Consider the following 14732-nt stretch of genomic DNA (forward strand, 5'->3'; position numbering starts at 1 on the left):
TCAGTGTTGCTGCGCGGGTTCGGGCGCGTCGGAGTCCCGCGCCTTCAGGTTCTCCTCGACCTCGGCATTCCAGTACTCGTTGGCGCGGGTGGTATCGACCTCGATCTCGAAGCGCTCCACCATTTCCGGCTTGATGTCGGCGACGTCGACATAGAACTGCTGATACCAGCGGCGCAGCTGGTAGACGGCGCCGTCCTCCTCGACCAGCAGGGGGTTGTCGATCCTCGTCTTGTGCTTCCAGATCTCGACGTCCTGCAGGAAACCCTTGCTGACCCCCTCGGTGAACACCCGCGAGAGCTTGTCGGTCATCGCTTCGTCCATGCCCTTGGGCTTTTCGACGACGACGCCCCACTGCAGGACGAACGAGTTCTGTGTCACCGGGTAGTGGCAGTTGATCAGGATCGACTCGGCTTTGTAGCCGCCGTAGCTGTTGTGCAGCCAGTTGATCATGAAGGACGGCCCGAAGTAGGACGCCTCGGAATCCAGGTGCGCCTCACCGTAGGAGGTGCCCAGGTCGTTGACGTCTGGCCGGCCCACGTTGTGCAGGTACTGCGACGCGATGTGACCCTCGAAGACGTTCTTGAAGTACGTCGGCAACCCGAAATGGATGTAGAAGAAGTGCGCCATGTCGGTGACGTTGTCGATGATGTCGCGGCAGTTGGAGCCCTCGATGAGGATGCGGTTCCACCGCCAGTCGGTCCACTCGTCGCTGGCGGCTTCGGGAATGTCGGGGATCCTGACCGCGGGGTCCGGTGGGTTGCCTTCGTGGTCGTGCCAGACGAAGAGCAGGCCGCCGCGGACATCGGTGGTCCATGCCCGGGTGCGCGCGGTCTTCGGGGTGCGCTTGGCGTAGGGCACCAGCTTGCAGCGCCCGTCGCCGCCCCAGCGCCAGTCGTGGAAGGGGCAGGCGACCTCGTCGCCCTTGATGGTGCCCTCGGACAGGTCACCGCCCATGTGCCGGCAGTAACCGTCGAGGACCTTCAGTTCCCCGTGTGAGTCGGCGAACACCACCAGCTTGGTGCCGAACGCCTCGATCGGGTGCGGCTTGCCGTCCTGAAACTCTTTCGCGACGCCCAGGCAGTGCCAGCCCCGGGCGTACCTGGTCGGCAGGGCGCCGGGATCAATCTCCCGGATGCCGACCGCGTTGGTGTCGGTACTCACCTGTAACCTCCACTTGCTAGCCCTCTAACTAGAACACGTTACAGTTTTGCCGTGGGCCCGCGCAACGAAGCGCCCCCTAACCACGCGATATCCGCGGGGGCGCACCCGCCCTACGGTATATCTAGACGATGCCGCTGTTTGCTTTCGAAGGCCGGGCGCCGCGCATCGATCCCACGGCCTTCGTGGCCCCGACCGCGACCCTGATCGGCGACGTGACCGTCGAAGCGGGGGCGTCGGTGTGGTTCAACGCCGTGCTGCGCGGCGACTACGGCCCGATCGTCGTCCGGGAAGGCGCCAACGTGCAGGACGGCTCCATGTTGCACGCGCCGCCGGGCATCCCGGTCGACATCGGCCCCGGAGCGACGGTGGCCCACCTGTGCGTCATCCACGGCGTCCACGTGGGTCCCGAGGCGCTGATCGCCAACCACGCCACGGTGCTCGACGGCGCGGTGATCGGGGCGCGCAGCTTGATCGCCGCCGGCTCGCTGGTGCTGGCCGGCACGCAGATTCCGGCGGGGATGCTGGCGGTGGGGTCGCCGGCCCAGGTGAAGGGGCCGGTCGCCGGAACGGGCGCCGAGATGTGGGTCAACGTCAACCCGCAGGCCTACCGGGACCTGGCTGCCCGGCATATCGCCGGACTGGAGCCGATCTAGATCGCGCGCCGCGCTCCGAGGGCGCAAAATTCGTGTGGAAGCATCCACGAAATGCTGACCCCGCCGGACGGAGAGCGCGATGAAGAAGGTTTTGATCACCGGGTCGGGCACGGGGTTTGGCCACGAAGTGGCCATGCGACTGGCCGAGAAGGGCTTTGATGTCGTCGCCGCCGTCGAGATCTACGCGCAAGTGCAGACCCTGAAGCGTCAAGCTGCTGCGCGAAACGTCTCACTCCAAGTGGAAAAGCTGGACGTGACGGACGCGGGTGACCGGCGCAAGGCTCTGGAGTGGGAAGTCGAAATCTTGGTGAACAATGCCGGACTTCTGGAGGGCGGATCCGTTCTGGACGTCCCGGCGGTCAACATGCGCAGGGAGTTCGAAGTCAATGTTATCGGCCCGCTGCTGCTGACTCAGGGGATCGCAAAGCAGATGGTCAAGCGCGGCGAGGGGCGGATAGTGTGGGTCTCGTCGCGAGAAGGGCTGAACACCAACCCCTTTACCGGAATCTATTCGGCTTCCAAGCATGCCGTCGAAGCCATCGCGGAAACGATGAGCCTGGAGCTCCAGGAGTTCGGGATCGAGGTGGCCACAGTCAATCCGGGCCCGTTCCTGACGGGTTTCAACGACCGCGGCTTCGAGACATGGCGTAGTTGGGAGGACGACGCGTCCGAGCGGCTCTTCGATTACTCCAAGCTCGCGTTCCCCCGAGCCCAGTTCGATCCCGAACCGGTATACGCGACCCTGACCGCTGTCGCGGCGGGCGAGGTCGACAGTTACCGCAACCTCGAGCCGAAGTCGATGCTCGAGGAGACCAAGAGACTCATCGAAGCCCCATGGACGAAGAAGGTGCGCGATGGTCTGGGAACTCGGCCGCCCAGCCTGCAGAATTCTTTCGAGATGAAGCCCGAAACTCCCGTGGCAGAGTGAGGATCCTTCGAAGTCCTACGAGAACCGCGGTAACGGCCAGACTTTCGATGCGTTGACGACCAAGGGGAAACGGGTTACGCAAGTGCGCTGGACACCCGAATGCCCTGCCTGACGAAGCCGTTCACAGCCCCTCGAAAGCCTCAAAGGCGTCAAGGGCCCTCTGGGCGGCGCTGCGCGCGCTGGCCGGATTCGCCCCGGTGATCAGCCTCCCAGCGGTAATCGAGTAGTCGTCAAAGGGATGCATGGGGGAGCTGTAGTGTGCTCCCGCTTTGGTGACCGCGTCCACGACGGGGGCGACTCTATCGGACTTCAGCTTGTCCCAGACCTGCAGCACAATCTCGCCTTCGATCGTGAACCCGGTTACCGTTTGCCCTTCGATGATCGAGCGGCCGTTCGACTCGGTTACACCCGGCAGCAGAACCGGTCCATGACATACCGCCGCGACGATTCCGCCTCGGCCCCAGACGTCCGTGGCCACCGTCTGAAGCCCGCTGGCGGTGGGATAGTCATACAGCGCGGCATGTCCAGCCGAACCGAAGAATAGTCCGTATTGTCCCTTATCCAGCTCCGACGCCTTCTTCAGCTGCGAATTCAGCTGCACGTTGAACGGGTGCTGCGGGTTCTGATAAACAGCCTTGTCATCGCCGGCCAAGAACCGGTCGGTAAGCGAGAGATCGTCAAGCCCGTATGTACCGGTTTCGCTGGCTAGATCCACGTCGAAACCGGCTGCCGTCAATACTTCGTAGGGATGCAACGCCTCGGTGTAGAAGAGGCCGGTTTTCGTGCCGTCGGGATAGATCACTCCGTGGTAGCTGCTGATCGAGATCAGCGCCTTGCGGGGAAGGTTTGCAGTCATGGTCGACTCCCAGTGCGTGTGCCCGTGCATGCCGCCGCACAGCAATCCAACCTCACAACGCACACGACCGCCAGTTGGACTGTCCAGGGCTGAGCGCTAGACCCGGCGGGTACTCGCGACCGCCCGGTCCATCTCCCAGTACGCGCGCAGGGCGACCATCTCGCCGTGGTCGTTGGCCTTATAGGTGAACACGCCCTCGGCGGTGGTCTGATAGTCGCCCGTCGTGATCAGGATGTGCCCGACGTTGGCTTCCTCGTTGCCGCACTGGTAAGTGTCGCGGAAGACGAACTCGATCTTGGTGGTGGGGGCGATGGCCTTGTCCCAGAAGGCCGAGATCGCGTCGCGGCCCCGGTGTCCCTTGCCCTCCGGGTCGAACGGCGACGGCCCGATCGGGTCCTCGACGACGGCGTCGTCGGCGAACACCGCCAGCCAGGCGTCCTTGTCCCGGGCCATCACCGCCTCCCGGGAGCGCCGCCCCGCCTCGTGCGCCGGGTGCAGGGTCATGCCGGTTCCTTCTCGGGCTTGTCCGCCCCCACCACCCACATGGAGTAGTACTGCGAGCCGCCACCGTAGGCGTGCCCCAACGCCTTTCGCGCACCCGGCACCTGATGGTCGCCACCCTTGCCCATCACCTGGATCGCCGACTCGGCGAAGCGGATCAGGCCCGACGCGCCGATCGGGTTGGACGACAGCACGCCGCCGGACGGGTTCACCGGCAGCCGCCCCCCGATCGCCGTCTCGCCCGCCTCGGTGAGCTTCCAGCCCTCGCCCTCGGGCGCGAACCCCAGGCTTTCCAGCCACATCGGCTCGAACCACGAGAAGGGAACATAGATCTCGGCGGCGTCGATCTCGTCGATGGGGCTGGTGATGCCGGCGGACTTCCACAGTGCCGCCGCCGCATCGCGGCTGGCCTGCGGGCTGACCTGGTCGCGGCCGGCGAACTGCAGCGGCTCGGTGCGCAGGGCGGTCGCGTGGATCCAGGCGACCGGATTCCCTTGGGCCAGGCGGCCTTCGGCTGCCTCCTCGTCACCGATGACGACCGCGCACGCACCGTCGGACGACGGGCAGGTCTCGTCGTAGCGGATCGGGTCCCACAGCATCGGCGACTCCATCACCTTCTCGACGGTGATGTCGGGCTGGTGCAGGTGAGCCAGCGGGTTGCGGGCGCCGTTGAGCCGGTCTTTGACCGCGACGATGGCGCCGATGTTCAACGGAGCACCCGAGCGGCGGATGTAGGACCGCACGTGCGGTGCGAAATACCCGCCCGCGCCCGCCCCGACGGGCTTGATGAACGGGATCGGAATCGACAACGCCCACATGGCGTTTGACTCCGACTGCTTCTCCCAGGCCATCGCCAGCACCCGCCGGTATTTGCCCGACTGGACCAGGCTGGCGGCCACGACGCCGGTGGACCCGCCGACCGAACCGGCCGTGTGCACGCGGATCAGCGGCTTGCCGGTGGCGCCCACGGCGTCGGCCATGAACAGCTCCGGCATCATGACGCCCTCGAAGAAGTCGGGCGCCTTGCCGACCACGACGGCGTCGATGTCGTCGAACGTCGAACCGGAGTCGGCGAGCGCCCGGTCGATCGCCTCGCGCACGAGGCCGTTCATCGAGACGTCCTTGCGCTTGGCCACGTACTTCGTCTGTCCGGTACCGAGTACCGCGGCCAGGTTCTGCCCTGCACCGGCCATCAGTTCTTCCCTTCCATGACCGCGACCAGGTTTTGCTGCAGCGCGGGCCCGCTGGTGGCATGCGCGAGCACCCGCCCGGCGGACCCGTCCCAGATGTGTTGGGCCGCAAATCCGATACGTTCCAGGCCGGCGACGAACATCGGGTTCGCCGCCAGTGCGCCGCCGGACGGATTGACCTTGGTCTTGCCGTTCAGCCCGATGGCCTCGGCGAGGATCAGGTGCTGGTGGGTGAAGGGCGCGTGGATCTCGGCGACGTCGATGCTGCCGGTGTCGTCGCCGGTGGCCCCCTTCGCCGACGCCGCGGTCGAGGTCGACACGGTCAGGTCGCGCACCCCCAGCGACGGCGACTCGATGCGGTGCTCGAAACCGGTGATCCAGGCCGGGTTTTCGCGTAGCTCGCGTGCCCGGTCGTCGGCGGCCAGGACGATGGCCGCGGCGCCGTCGGTGATCGGCGCGATGTCGTGGCGCCGCAGCGGGTCGTTGAAGAACGGGCGGCCGAGCAACTCGTCGATGCTCTTGGCGGGCTTCTCGGAGTCGTTGCGCTCGGCGTAGGAGAACGAGTCGAGGGCAACCTGGGCCATCTGCTCGTGGGTCCACTTGCCGCTGTCCAGGCCCATACGGGCCTGCAGTCCCGCCATCGACACCGAGTCCGGCCACAGCGGTGCGACGGTGTAGGGGTCGGTCTGCCGCGACAGGATCTGGCGCAGGATGCCCGCCGATGACTTGCCGAAGCCGTACACCAGTGCGGTGTCGACCTCGCCGGTCAGGATCTTGATGTAGGCCTCGTAGAGGGCCCAGGCCGCGTCCATCTCGACGTGCGACTCGTTGATCGGGGGAACGGCGCCGATCGAGTCGATCGCGGAGATGAACGAAAAAGCGCGTCCGGCAAGGTAATCGGAAGATCCCGAGCACCAGAAGCCGATGTCGGTGCGGGCGATGCCCAGCTCTTCGTAGAGCCGGGCGAAGCACGGTATCAACATCTCGACGCCGTTGGTGGTGCCGTCGGTGCGGCGTACGTGTGGGGCGTGGGCGAAGCCGACGACCGCAACGTTGCGAGCGCTCATGTGCAGTTAAGCCCTTTACAGGTGGTGCTTGTAGGTGTCGTAGTCGGCGTCGGGTTCACCCGTGGGCCGGAAGTACTCGATGTTGTCGATGCCGAAGCCCCACTCGTCTTTGGGCTTCCACACCGCCTCCACCCGCATCCCCATGCGCACCTCGTGCGCGTCGATATCGGCGACCAGGTGCAAAAACGGGATGTCCGCGCCGTCGAGCAGCACGTACGCCGCGACGTACGGCGGCTTGATGCGCTGGCCCTGGAACGGGATGTTGATGATCGCGAACGTCGTCACCGTGCCCTTGTCCGGCAGTTCGACGAATTCGGTGGTCGGCTGCCCGGTCGCCGGGTCGGCGCCATGCGGCGGGAAGTAGACCTTGCCGCTCTCGCCCGTCCGGGCACCCAGCAGCTTGCCCACAGCGATGGCCCGCAGGTAGGCGCTCTCCTCGTGGGAGGCGGTGTGCTGGATTGTCAGCGAGATCGGCGTGACGATCATCGTGACCGGATCCTGTTCGCCCGCAGAAGTTTCCGGTACGGCTTCGGTCTCCTCGCCCAGCTCGAAGTAGGCGATGTCGGTGATGGAACCCACCGGCTCGTCGGCCCAGTGCACGTGCACGCGGGCGCCGGTCCGGATCGCCTCGGGCGCCCCGGCGTCGACCGCGTGCATCAGCAGCGTGTCGGCGCCGTCGAGCTTGATCAGCGCCCAGGCGAACGGGCGGTCCAGCGGCTGGCCCGCCAACGGGTCGGGCTGCCAGGTCCAGGAAGCGACCGTGCCGACGCTGGACACCGGCACCATCTCGTCCAGCGGCTCGTAGGTGACCGGGTCGTATTCCGCCGGAGGGACGTGGACGCGGCCATCGGATCCGCGCACCCCCAGGATGCGGCGCTCACGCAGCGCGGTGAAGAACTTGCTCAGCGTGGGGCCGACCGAACGGGTGTAGTCGAAGGACAACGTCAGTGGCGCGGAAAGTGGCGGTTCAGGATGATCCATCAAGGTCGGGCTGCTCGAACTGGCTGTCACGCCATCGAGTAGAACAGGTTCTAAGAACGGATTCAACATCGGGTCAATGGGAAGGGCGAACGCTATGAAGCTGGGGTTGCAGCTCGGATATTGGGGCGCGCAGCCGCCGCACAATCACGGTGAGCTCGTCGCCGCAGCCGAAGAGGCGGGGTTCGACGCCGTCTTCACCGCCGAGGCGTGGGGATCCGACGCCTACACGCCGCTGGCGTGGCTGGGTTCCTCGACGCAGCGGCTTCGCCTGGGTACCTCGGTGATTCAGCTGTCGGCGCGGACTCCGACCGCGTGCGCCATGGCCGCGCTGACGCTCGACCATCTGTCCGGCGGCCGGCACATCCTGGGGCTGGGCGTCTCCGGCCCGCAAGTGGTGGAGGGCTGGTACGGCCAGCCGTTTCCCAAGCCGCTGGCGCGCACCCGCGAATACGTCGACATCATCCGGCAGGTCTGGGCCCGCGACAAGCCGGTGACCAGTGCGGGTCCGCACTATCCGTTGCCGCTCACGGGCGATGGCACGACCGGTCTGGGCAAACCGCTCAAGCCGATCACCCACCCGCTGCGCCCCGACATCCCGATTTTCCTGGGCGCCGAGGGGCCGAAGAACGTCGCGCTGGCCGCGGAGATCGGCGACGGGTGGCTGCCGATCTTCTACACCCCGCGGATGGCCGACACCTACAACGAATGGCTCGACGAAGGGTTCGCCAGGCCCGGGGCGAGGCGCACGCGCGGCGACTTCGAGATCTGCGCGACCGCGAACATCGTCATCACCGATGACCGCGCCGCCGCCTTCGCGGCGATGAAGCCCTATCTGGCCCTCTACATGGGCGGCATGGGCGCCGAGGACACCAACTTCCATGCCGACGTCTATCGCCGGATGGGCTACGCCGAGGTGGTCGACGAGGTCACCGCGCTGTTCCGGTCCAACCAGAAGGAGAAGGCCGCCGAGATCATCCCCGACGAGGTGGTCGATGACGCCGCCATCGTCGGTGACGTCGACTACGTGCGTAAGCAAATCACGGCCTGGGAGGCCGCCGGCGTCACCATGATGGTGGTGTCCGGCCGCAGTACAGAGCAGGTACGGGAGTTGGCGACGCTGATCTGAGGCGTTGCTTGCCTCCGCATAGAACACGTTCTAGATTGACCGGGTGACAGCCTCGCAGCACACAATCGCGGGCACGGTGCTGACCATGCCCGTGCGGATCCGCAAGGCGACCCAGCACATGGCGATGTTCTCGGTGGACGCCGACGCCGCCCAGCGCCTGATCGACTACAGCGGCCTGCAGGTCTGCCGTTACCTGCCCGGCCGCGCCGTCGTCGTCCTGATGCTGATGCACTACATCGACGGCGACCTGGGTCAGTACCACGAATTCGGAACCAGCGTGATGGTCAATCCGCCGGGGTCCAGGGCCAAGGGCCCGCGGGCGCTGCAGTCGGCCGGCGCCTTCATCCATCACCTGCCCGTCGACCAAGCCTTCACGCTCGAGGCTGGGACCACGATCTGGGGATACCCGAAAGTCATGGCGGACTTCACCGTTCGGGAAGGCCGCGACTTCTCCTTCGACCTCAGCATCGACCGCCAGCTGGTGGTGAGCATGGATTTCCGCCGCGGTCTGCCGTTTCGGCTGACCCCGCGGCAGCAGTCGCAGCGCACGTATTCGCACCGCGACGGCGTCACGCGCGAGACGTCGTTCGAACACACGCTGGACGGCGTGCGGACCCGGTTCGGGGGAGTGCACATGCGCCTGGGCGATCACCCTTACGCAAAAGAGCTGGCTTCGCTTGGCCTGCCGAAGCGCGCGATGGTGTCCAGCTCCGTTGACGAGGTACAAATGACATTCGGCGATGCCCAGGAGATCTCATGACGGTGACTTCCACGACCCGACCCGATGTCGACCTGACCGACGGCACGTTCTATGCCGGTGATTCCCGGGCGGTCTACCGCTGGATGCGCCACAACGAGCCCGTGTTCCGGGACCGCAACGGATTGGCCGCCGCGTCGACGTACCAGGCGGTGATCGAGGCCGAGCGCAACCCCGAGCTGTTCTCGAACGCGGGCGGCATCCGGCCCGATCAGGACGGCGTCGAGATGATGATCGAGATGGACGACCCGCAACACCTTTTGCGGCGCAAGCTCGTCAACGCCGGTTTCACCCGCAAGCGGGTCAAGGACCTGGAGCCCAAGATCTCCGCCCTGTGTGACACCCTGATCGACGCGGTGTGCGAACGCGGCGAGTGCGACTTCGTCTGGGACCTGGCCGCGCCGCTGCCGATGGCCGTGATCGGCGACATGCTCGGGGTGCGGCCGGAGGAACGCACCATGTTCCTCAAGTGGTCCGACGATCTGGTCAGCTTCCTGAGCAGCACGGCCGACCCGGAGCAGTTCCAGGTCACCATGGACGCGTTCGCCGCCTACAGCCAATACATGATGGGCATGATCGAGGCCCGGAAGAAGGAGCCGACCGACGACCTGGTCAGCGTCTTGGTGCATGCGGAGGTCGAAGGCTCGCGGCTGGAGGACCATCAGATCGTCACCGAGGTCCTGCTGCTGTTGATCGGCGGCGACGAGACCACGCGGCACACGCTGTCGGGGGGGACTCGGCAGCTGCTGCTGCACCCCGACCAGCACCGGCGGCTCGTAGGCGACCCGGGCCTGCTGCCCAACGCGATCGAAGAGATGCTGCGCTGGACCGCGCCGGTGAAGAACATGGCACGCACCATCACCGCCGACACGGAATTCCACGGCACGCAGCTGCGTCAGGGCGAGAAGATGATCCTGCTGTTCGAGTCGGCGAACTTCGACGAGAAGGTGTTCGACGACCCGGAGAGCTTCGACATCGGGCGCTATCCGAACAACCACCTCGCGTTCGGGTTCGGCACGCACTTCTGCCTGGGCAACCAGCTCGCCCGGCTGGAGCTGTCGATCATGCAGTCGCGGCTGCTGGCGCGGCTCCCGGACATGCGGCTGGCGTCGGACGCCGAGCTGCCGTTGCGTCCGGCGAACTTCGTATCGGGCCTGGAGAAGATGCCGGTGGCGTTCACGCCCGCCGCGCCGCTGGGCTGAACGCCTTCGTCCCATCGCCGAGCGTGTAATCACTGCGAAATCCGAGCGAGTTTTTCGCGCTGAGTGCACGTTCGGCGCCGCCAGGCCGTCGCCACCCTGCTCAAGACGGCGCCTTCGGTGTCCTCTGCCGTGACGCGAACATTCATCCAGCCCAACTCGGCGACGGCCTCCGCGCGCCGAATGTCCTTGTTGAACTGCCGTCGGTCGGTGCGGTGATGGTCGCCGTCGTATTCGACGCCCAGCTTGACGTCCTCCCAGCCCATGTCGAGGACCGCGACGAGCTCTCCGTATTCCCCGTAGACGGGGATCTGGGTTTGCGGTCGCGGATAGCCTGCCCGGATGAGCAGGAGCCGCAGCCACGTCTCGCGGGGTGACTCGGCGCCGGGATCGACCAGGGGCAGCACGACGCGGGCACGCCTGATGCCGCGGCGGCCCCGGTAGCGCTCGGCGAGGGCCTCGACGTCAACCACCTTGAGATCCGTCGCGCGCGCCAGCGCGTCGATGGCCGCGACCGCCTCGCCGGTCGGATAGCGGCACGCCAAATCGAGCGCGGTTCTGGCCGGCGTGGTGACCGGGATGCCGGCGATCAGCGCCACCTCGTCCTCGCCGACGCGATCCGACCAGGTCCGGACACCGCCCGGCGGCCTGCGGTAGCCGTAGAGCAACTCCGCGGGTGCCCGATCACCGACCCATCTGACGCCGTGGAGTGCCGAGGAGGAGCGGCCGGCGACGATGCCGCGGCGCCGGGACCACAGCCACGCGGCACGTGCGCGGGATCGAGCGGTGAGCTCGGCGCCGGCCGAGACGTACACGTCGGGATGGATCGAGACGAAGCGGCTGCGCAGCGCGTACGGCGTCACGATGCCGGCGTCGACGGCCTCGCTACCGAGAAACGGCTCCTCCATGGCAGGCGAGTGTGGCGGAGGGGACCGACACCGTCGCCGAACGTGCACTCACCGCGAAAAAGCGGCCGAGACTTCGCAAAGGATGCACGCTCGGCGCGGGGGCGGTCCTAGCGATTCTGGAAGTTGGGCTTGCGCTTCTCGGCGAACGCCCGCGGACCTTCCTTGGCGTCGTCGGACAGGAACACCTTGATCCCGATCTGCGTGTCGATCTTGAACGCCTCGTTCTCGTGCATGCCCTCGGTCTCGCGGATCGCCCGCAGGATCGCCTGGACGGCCAGGGGCCCGTTGTTCTCGATGATCCCGGCGATCTCCAGCGCCTTGGACAGCGCCTGCCCGTCCGGGACGACGTGCCCGATCAGGCCCATCTCCTTGGCCTCGGCGGCGGTGATGTGGCGTCCGGTCAGCAAGAGGTCGCACGCCACCGTGTAGGGGATCTGGCGCACCAGTCGCACCGCGGAGCCACCCATCGGGTACAGGCTCCACTTGGCCTCCGAGATCCCGAACTTCGCGCTCTCGCCGGCGATCCGGATGTCGGTGCCCTGCAGGATCTCGGTGCCGCCGGCGATCGCCGGCCCTTCGACGGCCGCGATCAGCGGCTTGGTCAGCCGGCGGCCCTTGAGCAAGGCGTCGATTCGTGATGGGTCGTAGCTGCCGTCCTTGAACGACTCGCCCGGCGGTTTCTTGGTTGCCGCCTTGAGATCCATGCCCGCGCAGAAGTAGCCGCCGGCGCCGGTCAGGATGCAGCAGCGGATGTCCGGGTCGTTGTCGACGCGGTCCCACGCCTCGACCATGATCTGCATCATCTCGGTGCTCAGCGCGTTGCGGGCGTGTGGCCGATTCAACGTGACGATCAGGGTGTGACCGCGCTGCTCCACCAGCGCGTCCGCCTCCTGGGGTCCCGCCTGTTCCTTTGCTGGCGCGTCGGCCACGGTGATCGCCCTTCCCTCGACAGTGAGCATCAGCTTGTCAAGAAATGTAACACGTTCTAGTTTGGTGGCCGTGGCCCTGAATATTGCCGACCTCGCAGAGCACGCCATCGACGCCGTGCCCGACCGTGTTGCCCTGATCTGCGGCGACGAGAAGCTGACGTACGCCGAGTTGGAGGAGAAAGCCAACCGCCTGGCGCACTTCCTAATCGACCAGGGTGTCAAGAAGGACGACAAGGTCGGACTCTACTGCCGCAACCGCATCGAGATCGTGATCGCGATGCTGGGCATCGTCAAGGCCGGCGCCATCCTGGTCAACGTCAATTACCGCTACGTCGAGGGCGAACTGCGCTACCTTTTCGACAACTCCGACATGGTCGCGCTGGTCCACGAGCGCCAGTACGCCGACCGGGTGGCCAACGTGTTGCCGGAGACGCCCGACGTCAAGACGATCCTGGTGATCGAGGACGGCAGCGACGCGGATTTCAAGCGCTACGGCGGCGTCGAGTTCTACTCGGCGATCGCGCAGGGCTCACCCGAACGCGATTTCGGAGAGCGCAGCGCCGACGACATCTACCTGCTCTACACCGGCGGCACCACCGGTTTCCCCAAGGGCGTGATGTGGCGCCACGAAGACATCTACCGCGTGTTGTTCGGCGGAACCGACTTCGCCACAGGCGAATTCGTCAAGGACGAGCACGACCTGGCCAAGGCGGCCGCCGCCAATCCGCCGATGGTCCGCTACCCGATCCCGCCGATGATCCACGGCGCCACGCAGTCGGCCACCTGGATGTCGATCTTCTCGGGTCAGACCACGGTGCTGGCGCCGGAATTCAACGCCGACGAGGTCTGGCGCACCATTCACGAGCACAAGGTGAACCTGCTGTTCTTCACCGGCGACGCCATGGCCCGCCCGCTGCTCGACGCGCTGAGCGCAGATCATGACTACGACCTCTCGTCGCTGTTCCTGTTGGCCAGCACCGCGGCGCTGTTCTCGCCGAGCATCAAGGAGCGACTTCTCGAGCTGCTGCCCAACCGGGTGATCACCGACTCGATCGGCTCGTCGGAAACCGGCTTCGGGGGCACCAGCATCGTCGCCAAGGACGCGCCGCACGCCGGCGGTCCGCGCGTGACCATCGACCACCGCACCGTCGTGCTCGACGAGGAGGGCAACGAGGTCAAGCCCGGCTCGGGCGTGCGCGGTCTGATCGCGAAAAAGGGCAACATACCGGTCGGTTACTACAAGGACGAGAAGAAGACCGCCGAGACGTTCAAGACGTTCAACGGTGTCCGTTACGCCATCCCCGGGGACTACGCGCTGGTCGAGGAGGACGGCAGCGTCACGATGCTCGGCCGCGGTTCGGTGTCCATCAACAGCGGCGGAGAGAAGATTTACCCGGAGGAGGTCGAGGGGGCGCTGAAGGGGCATCCCGACGTGTTCGACGCCCTGGTGGTCGGCGTGCCCGATCCCCGCTACGGGCAGCACGTCGCGGCCGTCGTGCAGCCCCGCGCGGGGTGCCGGCCGTCGCTGGCCGAGTTGGACCGGTTCGTGCGCTCCGAGATCGCCGGGTACAAGGTGCCGCGGAGCCTGTGGCTGGTCGACGAGGTGAAGCGCTCGCCTGCCGGCAAGCCCGATTACCGATGGGCCAAGGAGCAGACCGAGGCGCGCCCTGCCGACGACGTCCACGCCGCTCACGTGAGCGCTTGACCGATTTCGTCAAGCAGCACCCCGGCGCACCGGCAGGCTACTTCGCTTGGGAGGCAGCCGGATTGCGGTGGCTCTCCGATGTCGACGGGGGCGCCGCGTGCGCCGACGTCATCGCCGTCGACGATACGAGCCTGACGCTGCGCCGGCTGGGTTCGGTGCCGCCGGCGGCCCCGGCGGCACGCGCATTCGGCGCCCAACTGGCCGTCACGCACGACGCGGGTGGCGCGGAGTTCGGCGCGGGTCCCGACGGATGGGACGGCCCGGGGTTCTTCGGGCCGCTGTCGCAGCCGCTGCCGATGTCGCTGCGCCGCCACCGGCGGTGGGGCGCCTTCTACGCCGAGGAGCGGCTGGCCCCGATGGCCGAGTTGGCCGCGGCGCGCCTCGATCCCCCGACCCGCGACGCGGTCGACTCGGTCATCGCACGTTGCGGCGCGGGTGATTTCGACGACGACGAGCCCCCGGCGCGGCTGCATGGCGATCTGTGGAGCGGCAACGTGATGTGGACGCCCGACGGGGTGGTGCTGATCGACCCCGCGGCGCACGCCGGCCACCGCGAGACCGACCTGGCGATGCTCGAGCTGTTCGGCTGCCCGCATTACGACCAGGTCGTCGCCGGCTATCAGGGCGTTCGGTCGCTGCGGGCCGGCTGGCGCGATCGCATCGGCCTGCACCAGCTGTTTGCGCTGCTGGCGCACGTGGTGCTGTTCGGCGAGGGGTACGCGGCGCGGACGAAAGCGGCCGCCCGCGCCGCGCTCGCCGCGTAGGCCTACG

15 protein-coding genes are annotated in these 14732 nt (G+C 66.8%); 7 read left to right on the plus strand and 8 right to left on the minus strand.

From position 1 onward, the window contains the following. On the minus strand, positions 1-1161 hold the full coding sequence (locus tag G6N48_RS22070; RefSeq protein WP_085268265.1) for a Rieske 2Fe-2S domain-containing protein: 1161 nt from the start codon (positions 1159-1161) through the stop codon (positions 1-3). A gap of 128 nt (positions 1162-1289) precedes the next feature. Between G6N48_RS22070 and G6N48_RS22075 the strand changes: the two genes are divergently transcribed. Further along, a complete protein-coding gene (locus G6N48_RS22075) occupies positions 1290-1814 on the plus strand; it encodes a gamma carbonic anhydrase family protein (RefSeq protein ID WP_085268266.1) in 525 nt (174 codons plus the stop codon). A 79-nt stretch (positions 1815-1893) separates the two neighbouring features. Continuing rightward, positions 1894-2742 (plus strand): SDR family oxidoreductase, encoded by an 849-nt coding sequence (locus G6N48_RS22080; RefSeq protein WP_085268267.1) that lies wholly within the window; start codon positions 1894-1896, stop codon positions 2740-2742. 121 nt (positions 2743-2863) lie between these two features. Here G6N48_RS22080 and G6N48_RS22085 read toward each other — a convergent pair whose 3' ends face one another. From G6N48_RS22085 to G6N48_RS22105, 5 genes are all read right to left on the minus strand, one after another. Continuing rightward, entirely contained in the window at positions 2864-3598 is a 735-nt protein-coding gene (locus G6N48_RS22085; RefSeq protein ID WP_085268433.1) for a type 1 glutamine amidotransferase family protein, read from the minus strand. 96 nt (positions 3599-3694) lie between these two features. Beyond that, positions 3695-4102, minus strand: a complete 408-nt coding sequence (locus tag G6N48_RS22090; RefSeq protein WP_085268268.1) for a nuclear transport factor 2 family protein — start codon at positions 4100-4102, stop codon at positions 3695-3697. Beyond that, on the minus strand, positions 4099-5292 hold the full coding sequence (locus G6N48_RS22095) for a thiolase domain-containing protein (RefSeq protein WP_085268269.1): 1194 nt from the start codon (positions 5290-5292) through the stop codon (positions 4099-4101). The genes G6N48_RS22090 and G6N48_RS22095 overlap by 4 nt, the downstream gene beginning before the upstream one ends. Next, positions 5292-6356: a thiolase domain-containing protein gene (locus G6N48_RS22100; protein WP_085268270.1), complete on the minus strand. Its 1065-nt coding sequence runs from the start codon at positions 6354-6356 to the stop codon at positions 5292-5294. The genes G6N48_RS22095 and G6N48_RS22100 overlap by 1 nt, the downstream gene beginning before the upstream one ends. A 15-nt stretch (positions 6357-6371) precedes the next feature. After that, entirely contained in the window at positions 6372-7367 is a 996-nt protein-coding gene (locus G6N48_RS22105; protein ID WP_179969901.1) for a Zn-ribbon domain-containing OB-fold protein, read from the minus strand. A gap of 64 nt (positions 7368-7431) precedes the next feature. On the opposite strand from G6N48_RS22105, the gene G6N48_RS22110 reads away from it, so the two are divergent. Genes G6N48_RS22110 through G6N48_RS22120 form a run of 3 tightly spaced genes read left to right on the plus strand, consistent with a single transcriptional unit; the run spans position 7432 to position 10422 of the window. Beyond that, entirely contained in the window at positions 7432-8463 is a 1032-nt protein-coding gene (locus tag G6N48_RS22110; RefSeq protein ID WP_085268272.1) for an LLM class F420-dependent oxidoreductase, read from the plus strand. 43 nt (positions 8464-8506) lie between these two features. Beyond that, entirely contained in the window at positions 8507-9223 is a 717-nt protein-coding gene (locus G6N48_RS22115) for an acetoacetate decarboxylase family protein (protein WP_232066681.1), read from the plus strand. Next, the gene (locus G6N48_RS22120) at positions 9220-10422 is read left to right on the plus strand and encodes a cytochrome P450 (RefSeq protein WP_085268273.1); all 1203 of its coding nucleotides are present in this window, start codon (positions 9220-9222) and stop codon (positions 10420-10422) included. Before G6N48_RS22115 ends, G6N48_RS22120 begins: the two co-directional genes overlap by 4 nt. A 29-nt stretch (positions 10423-10451) precedes the next feature. Here G6N48_RS22120 and G6N48_RS22125 read toward each other — a convergent pair whose 3' ends face one another. Beyond that, positions 10452-11327 carry a hypothetical protein gene (locus G6N48_RS22125; protein WP_085268274.1) on the minus strand — a complete coding sequence of 292 codons (876 nt, stop codon included), beginning with the start codon at positions 11325-11327 and terminating at the stop codon, positions 10452-10454. 107 nt (positions 11328-11434) lie between these two features. Beyond that, positions 11435-12256, minus strand: a complete 822-nt coding sequence (locus tag G6N48_RS22130; protein ID WP_085268435.1) for a crotonase/enoyl-CoA hydratase family protein — start codon at positions 12254-12256, stop codon at positions 11435-11437. A 64-nt stretch (positions 12257-12320) separates the two neighbouring features. Between G6N48_RS22130 and G6N48_RS22135 the strand changes: the two genes are divergently transcribed. Both G6N48_RS22135 and G6N48_RS22140 read left to right on the plus strand, forming a co-directional pair. Continuing rightward, positions 12321-13961 (plus strand): acyl-CoA synthetase, encoded by a 1641-nt coding sequence (locus G6N48_RS22135; protein WP_085268275.1) that lies wholly within the window; start codon positions 12321-12323, stop codon positions 13959-13961. Next, entirely contained in the window at positions 13958-14725 is a 768-nt protein-coding gene (locus tag G6N48_RS22140; protein WP_085268276.1) for a fructosamine kinase family protein, read from the plus strand. The genes G6N48_RS22135 and G6N48_RS22140 overlap by 4 nt, the downstream gene beginning before the upstream one ends. Positions 14726-14732 lie beyond the last annotated feature (7 nt).

Origin of the sequence: Mycobacterium parmense, assembly GCF_010730575.1 — a bacterium.
Classification (GTDB): domain Bacteria; phylum Actinomycetota; class Actinomycetes; order Mycobacteriales; family Mycobacteriaceae; genus Mycobacterium; species Mycobacterium parmense.

Bases quoted from the DNA above. Each gene is read 5' to 3' on its own strand.
- G6N48_RS22075 (WP_085268266.1), top strand. From the start codon at position 1,290: ATGCCGCTGTTTGCTTTCGAAGGCCGGGCGCCGCGCATCGATCCCACG.
- G6N48_RS22080 (WP_085268267.1), top strand. From the start codon at position 1,894: ATGAAGAAGGTTTTGATCACCGGGTCGGGCACGGGGTTTGGCCACGAA.
- G6N48_RS22085 (WP_085268433.1), bottom strand. From the start codon at position 3,598: ATGACTGCAAACCTTCCCCGCAAGGCGCTGATCTCGATCAGCAGCTAC.
- G6N48_RS22090 (WP_085268268.1), bottom strand. From the start codon at position 4,102: ATGACCCTGCACCCGGCGCACGAGGCGGGGCGGCGCTCCCGGGAGGCG.
- G6N48_RS22095 (WP_085268269.1), bottom strand. From the start codon at position 5,292: ATGGCCGGTGCAGGGCAGAACCTGGCCGCGGTACTCGGTACCGGACAG.
- G6N48_RS22100 (WP_085268270.1), bottom strand. From the start codon at position 6,356: ATGAGCGCTCGCAACGTTGCGGTCGTCGGCTTCGCCCACGCCCCACAC.
- G6N48_RS22110 (WP_085268272.1), top strand. From the start codon at position 7,432: ATGAAGCTGGGGTTGCAGCTCGGATATTGGGGCGCGCAGCCGCCGCAC.
- G6N48_RS22120 (WP_085268273.1), top strand. From the start codon at position 9,220: ATGACGGTGACTTCCACGACCCGACCCGATGTCGACCTGACCGACGGC.
- G6N48_RS22125 (WP_085268274.1), bottom strand. From the start codon at position 11,327: ATGGAGGAGCCGTTTCTCGGTAGCGAGGCCGTCGACGCCGGCATCGTG.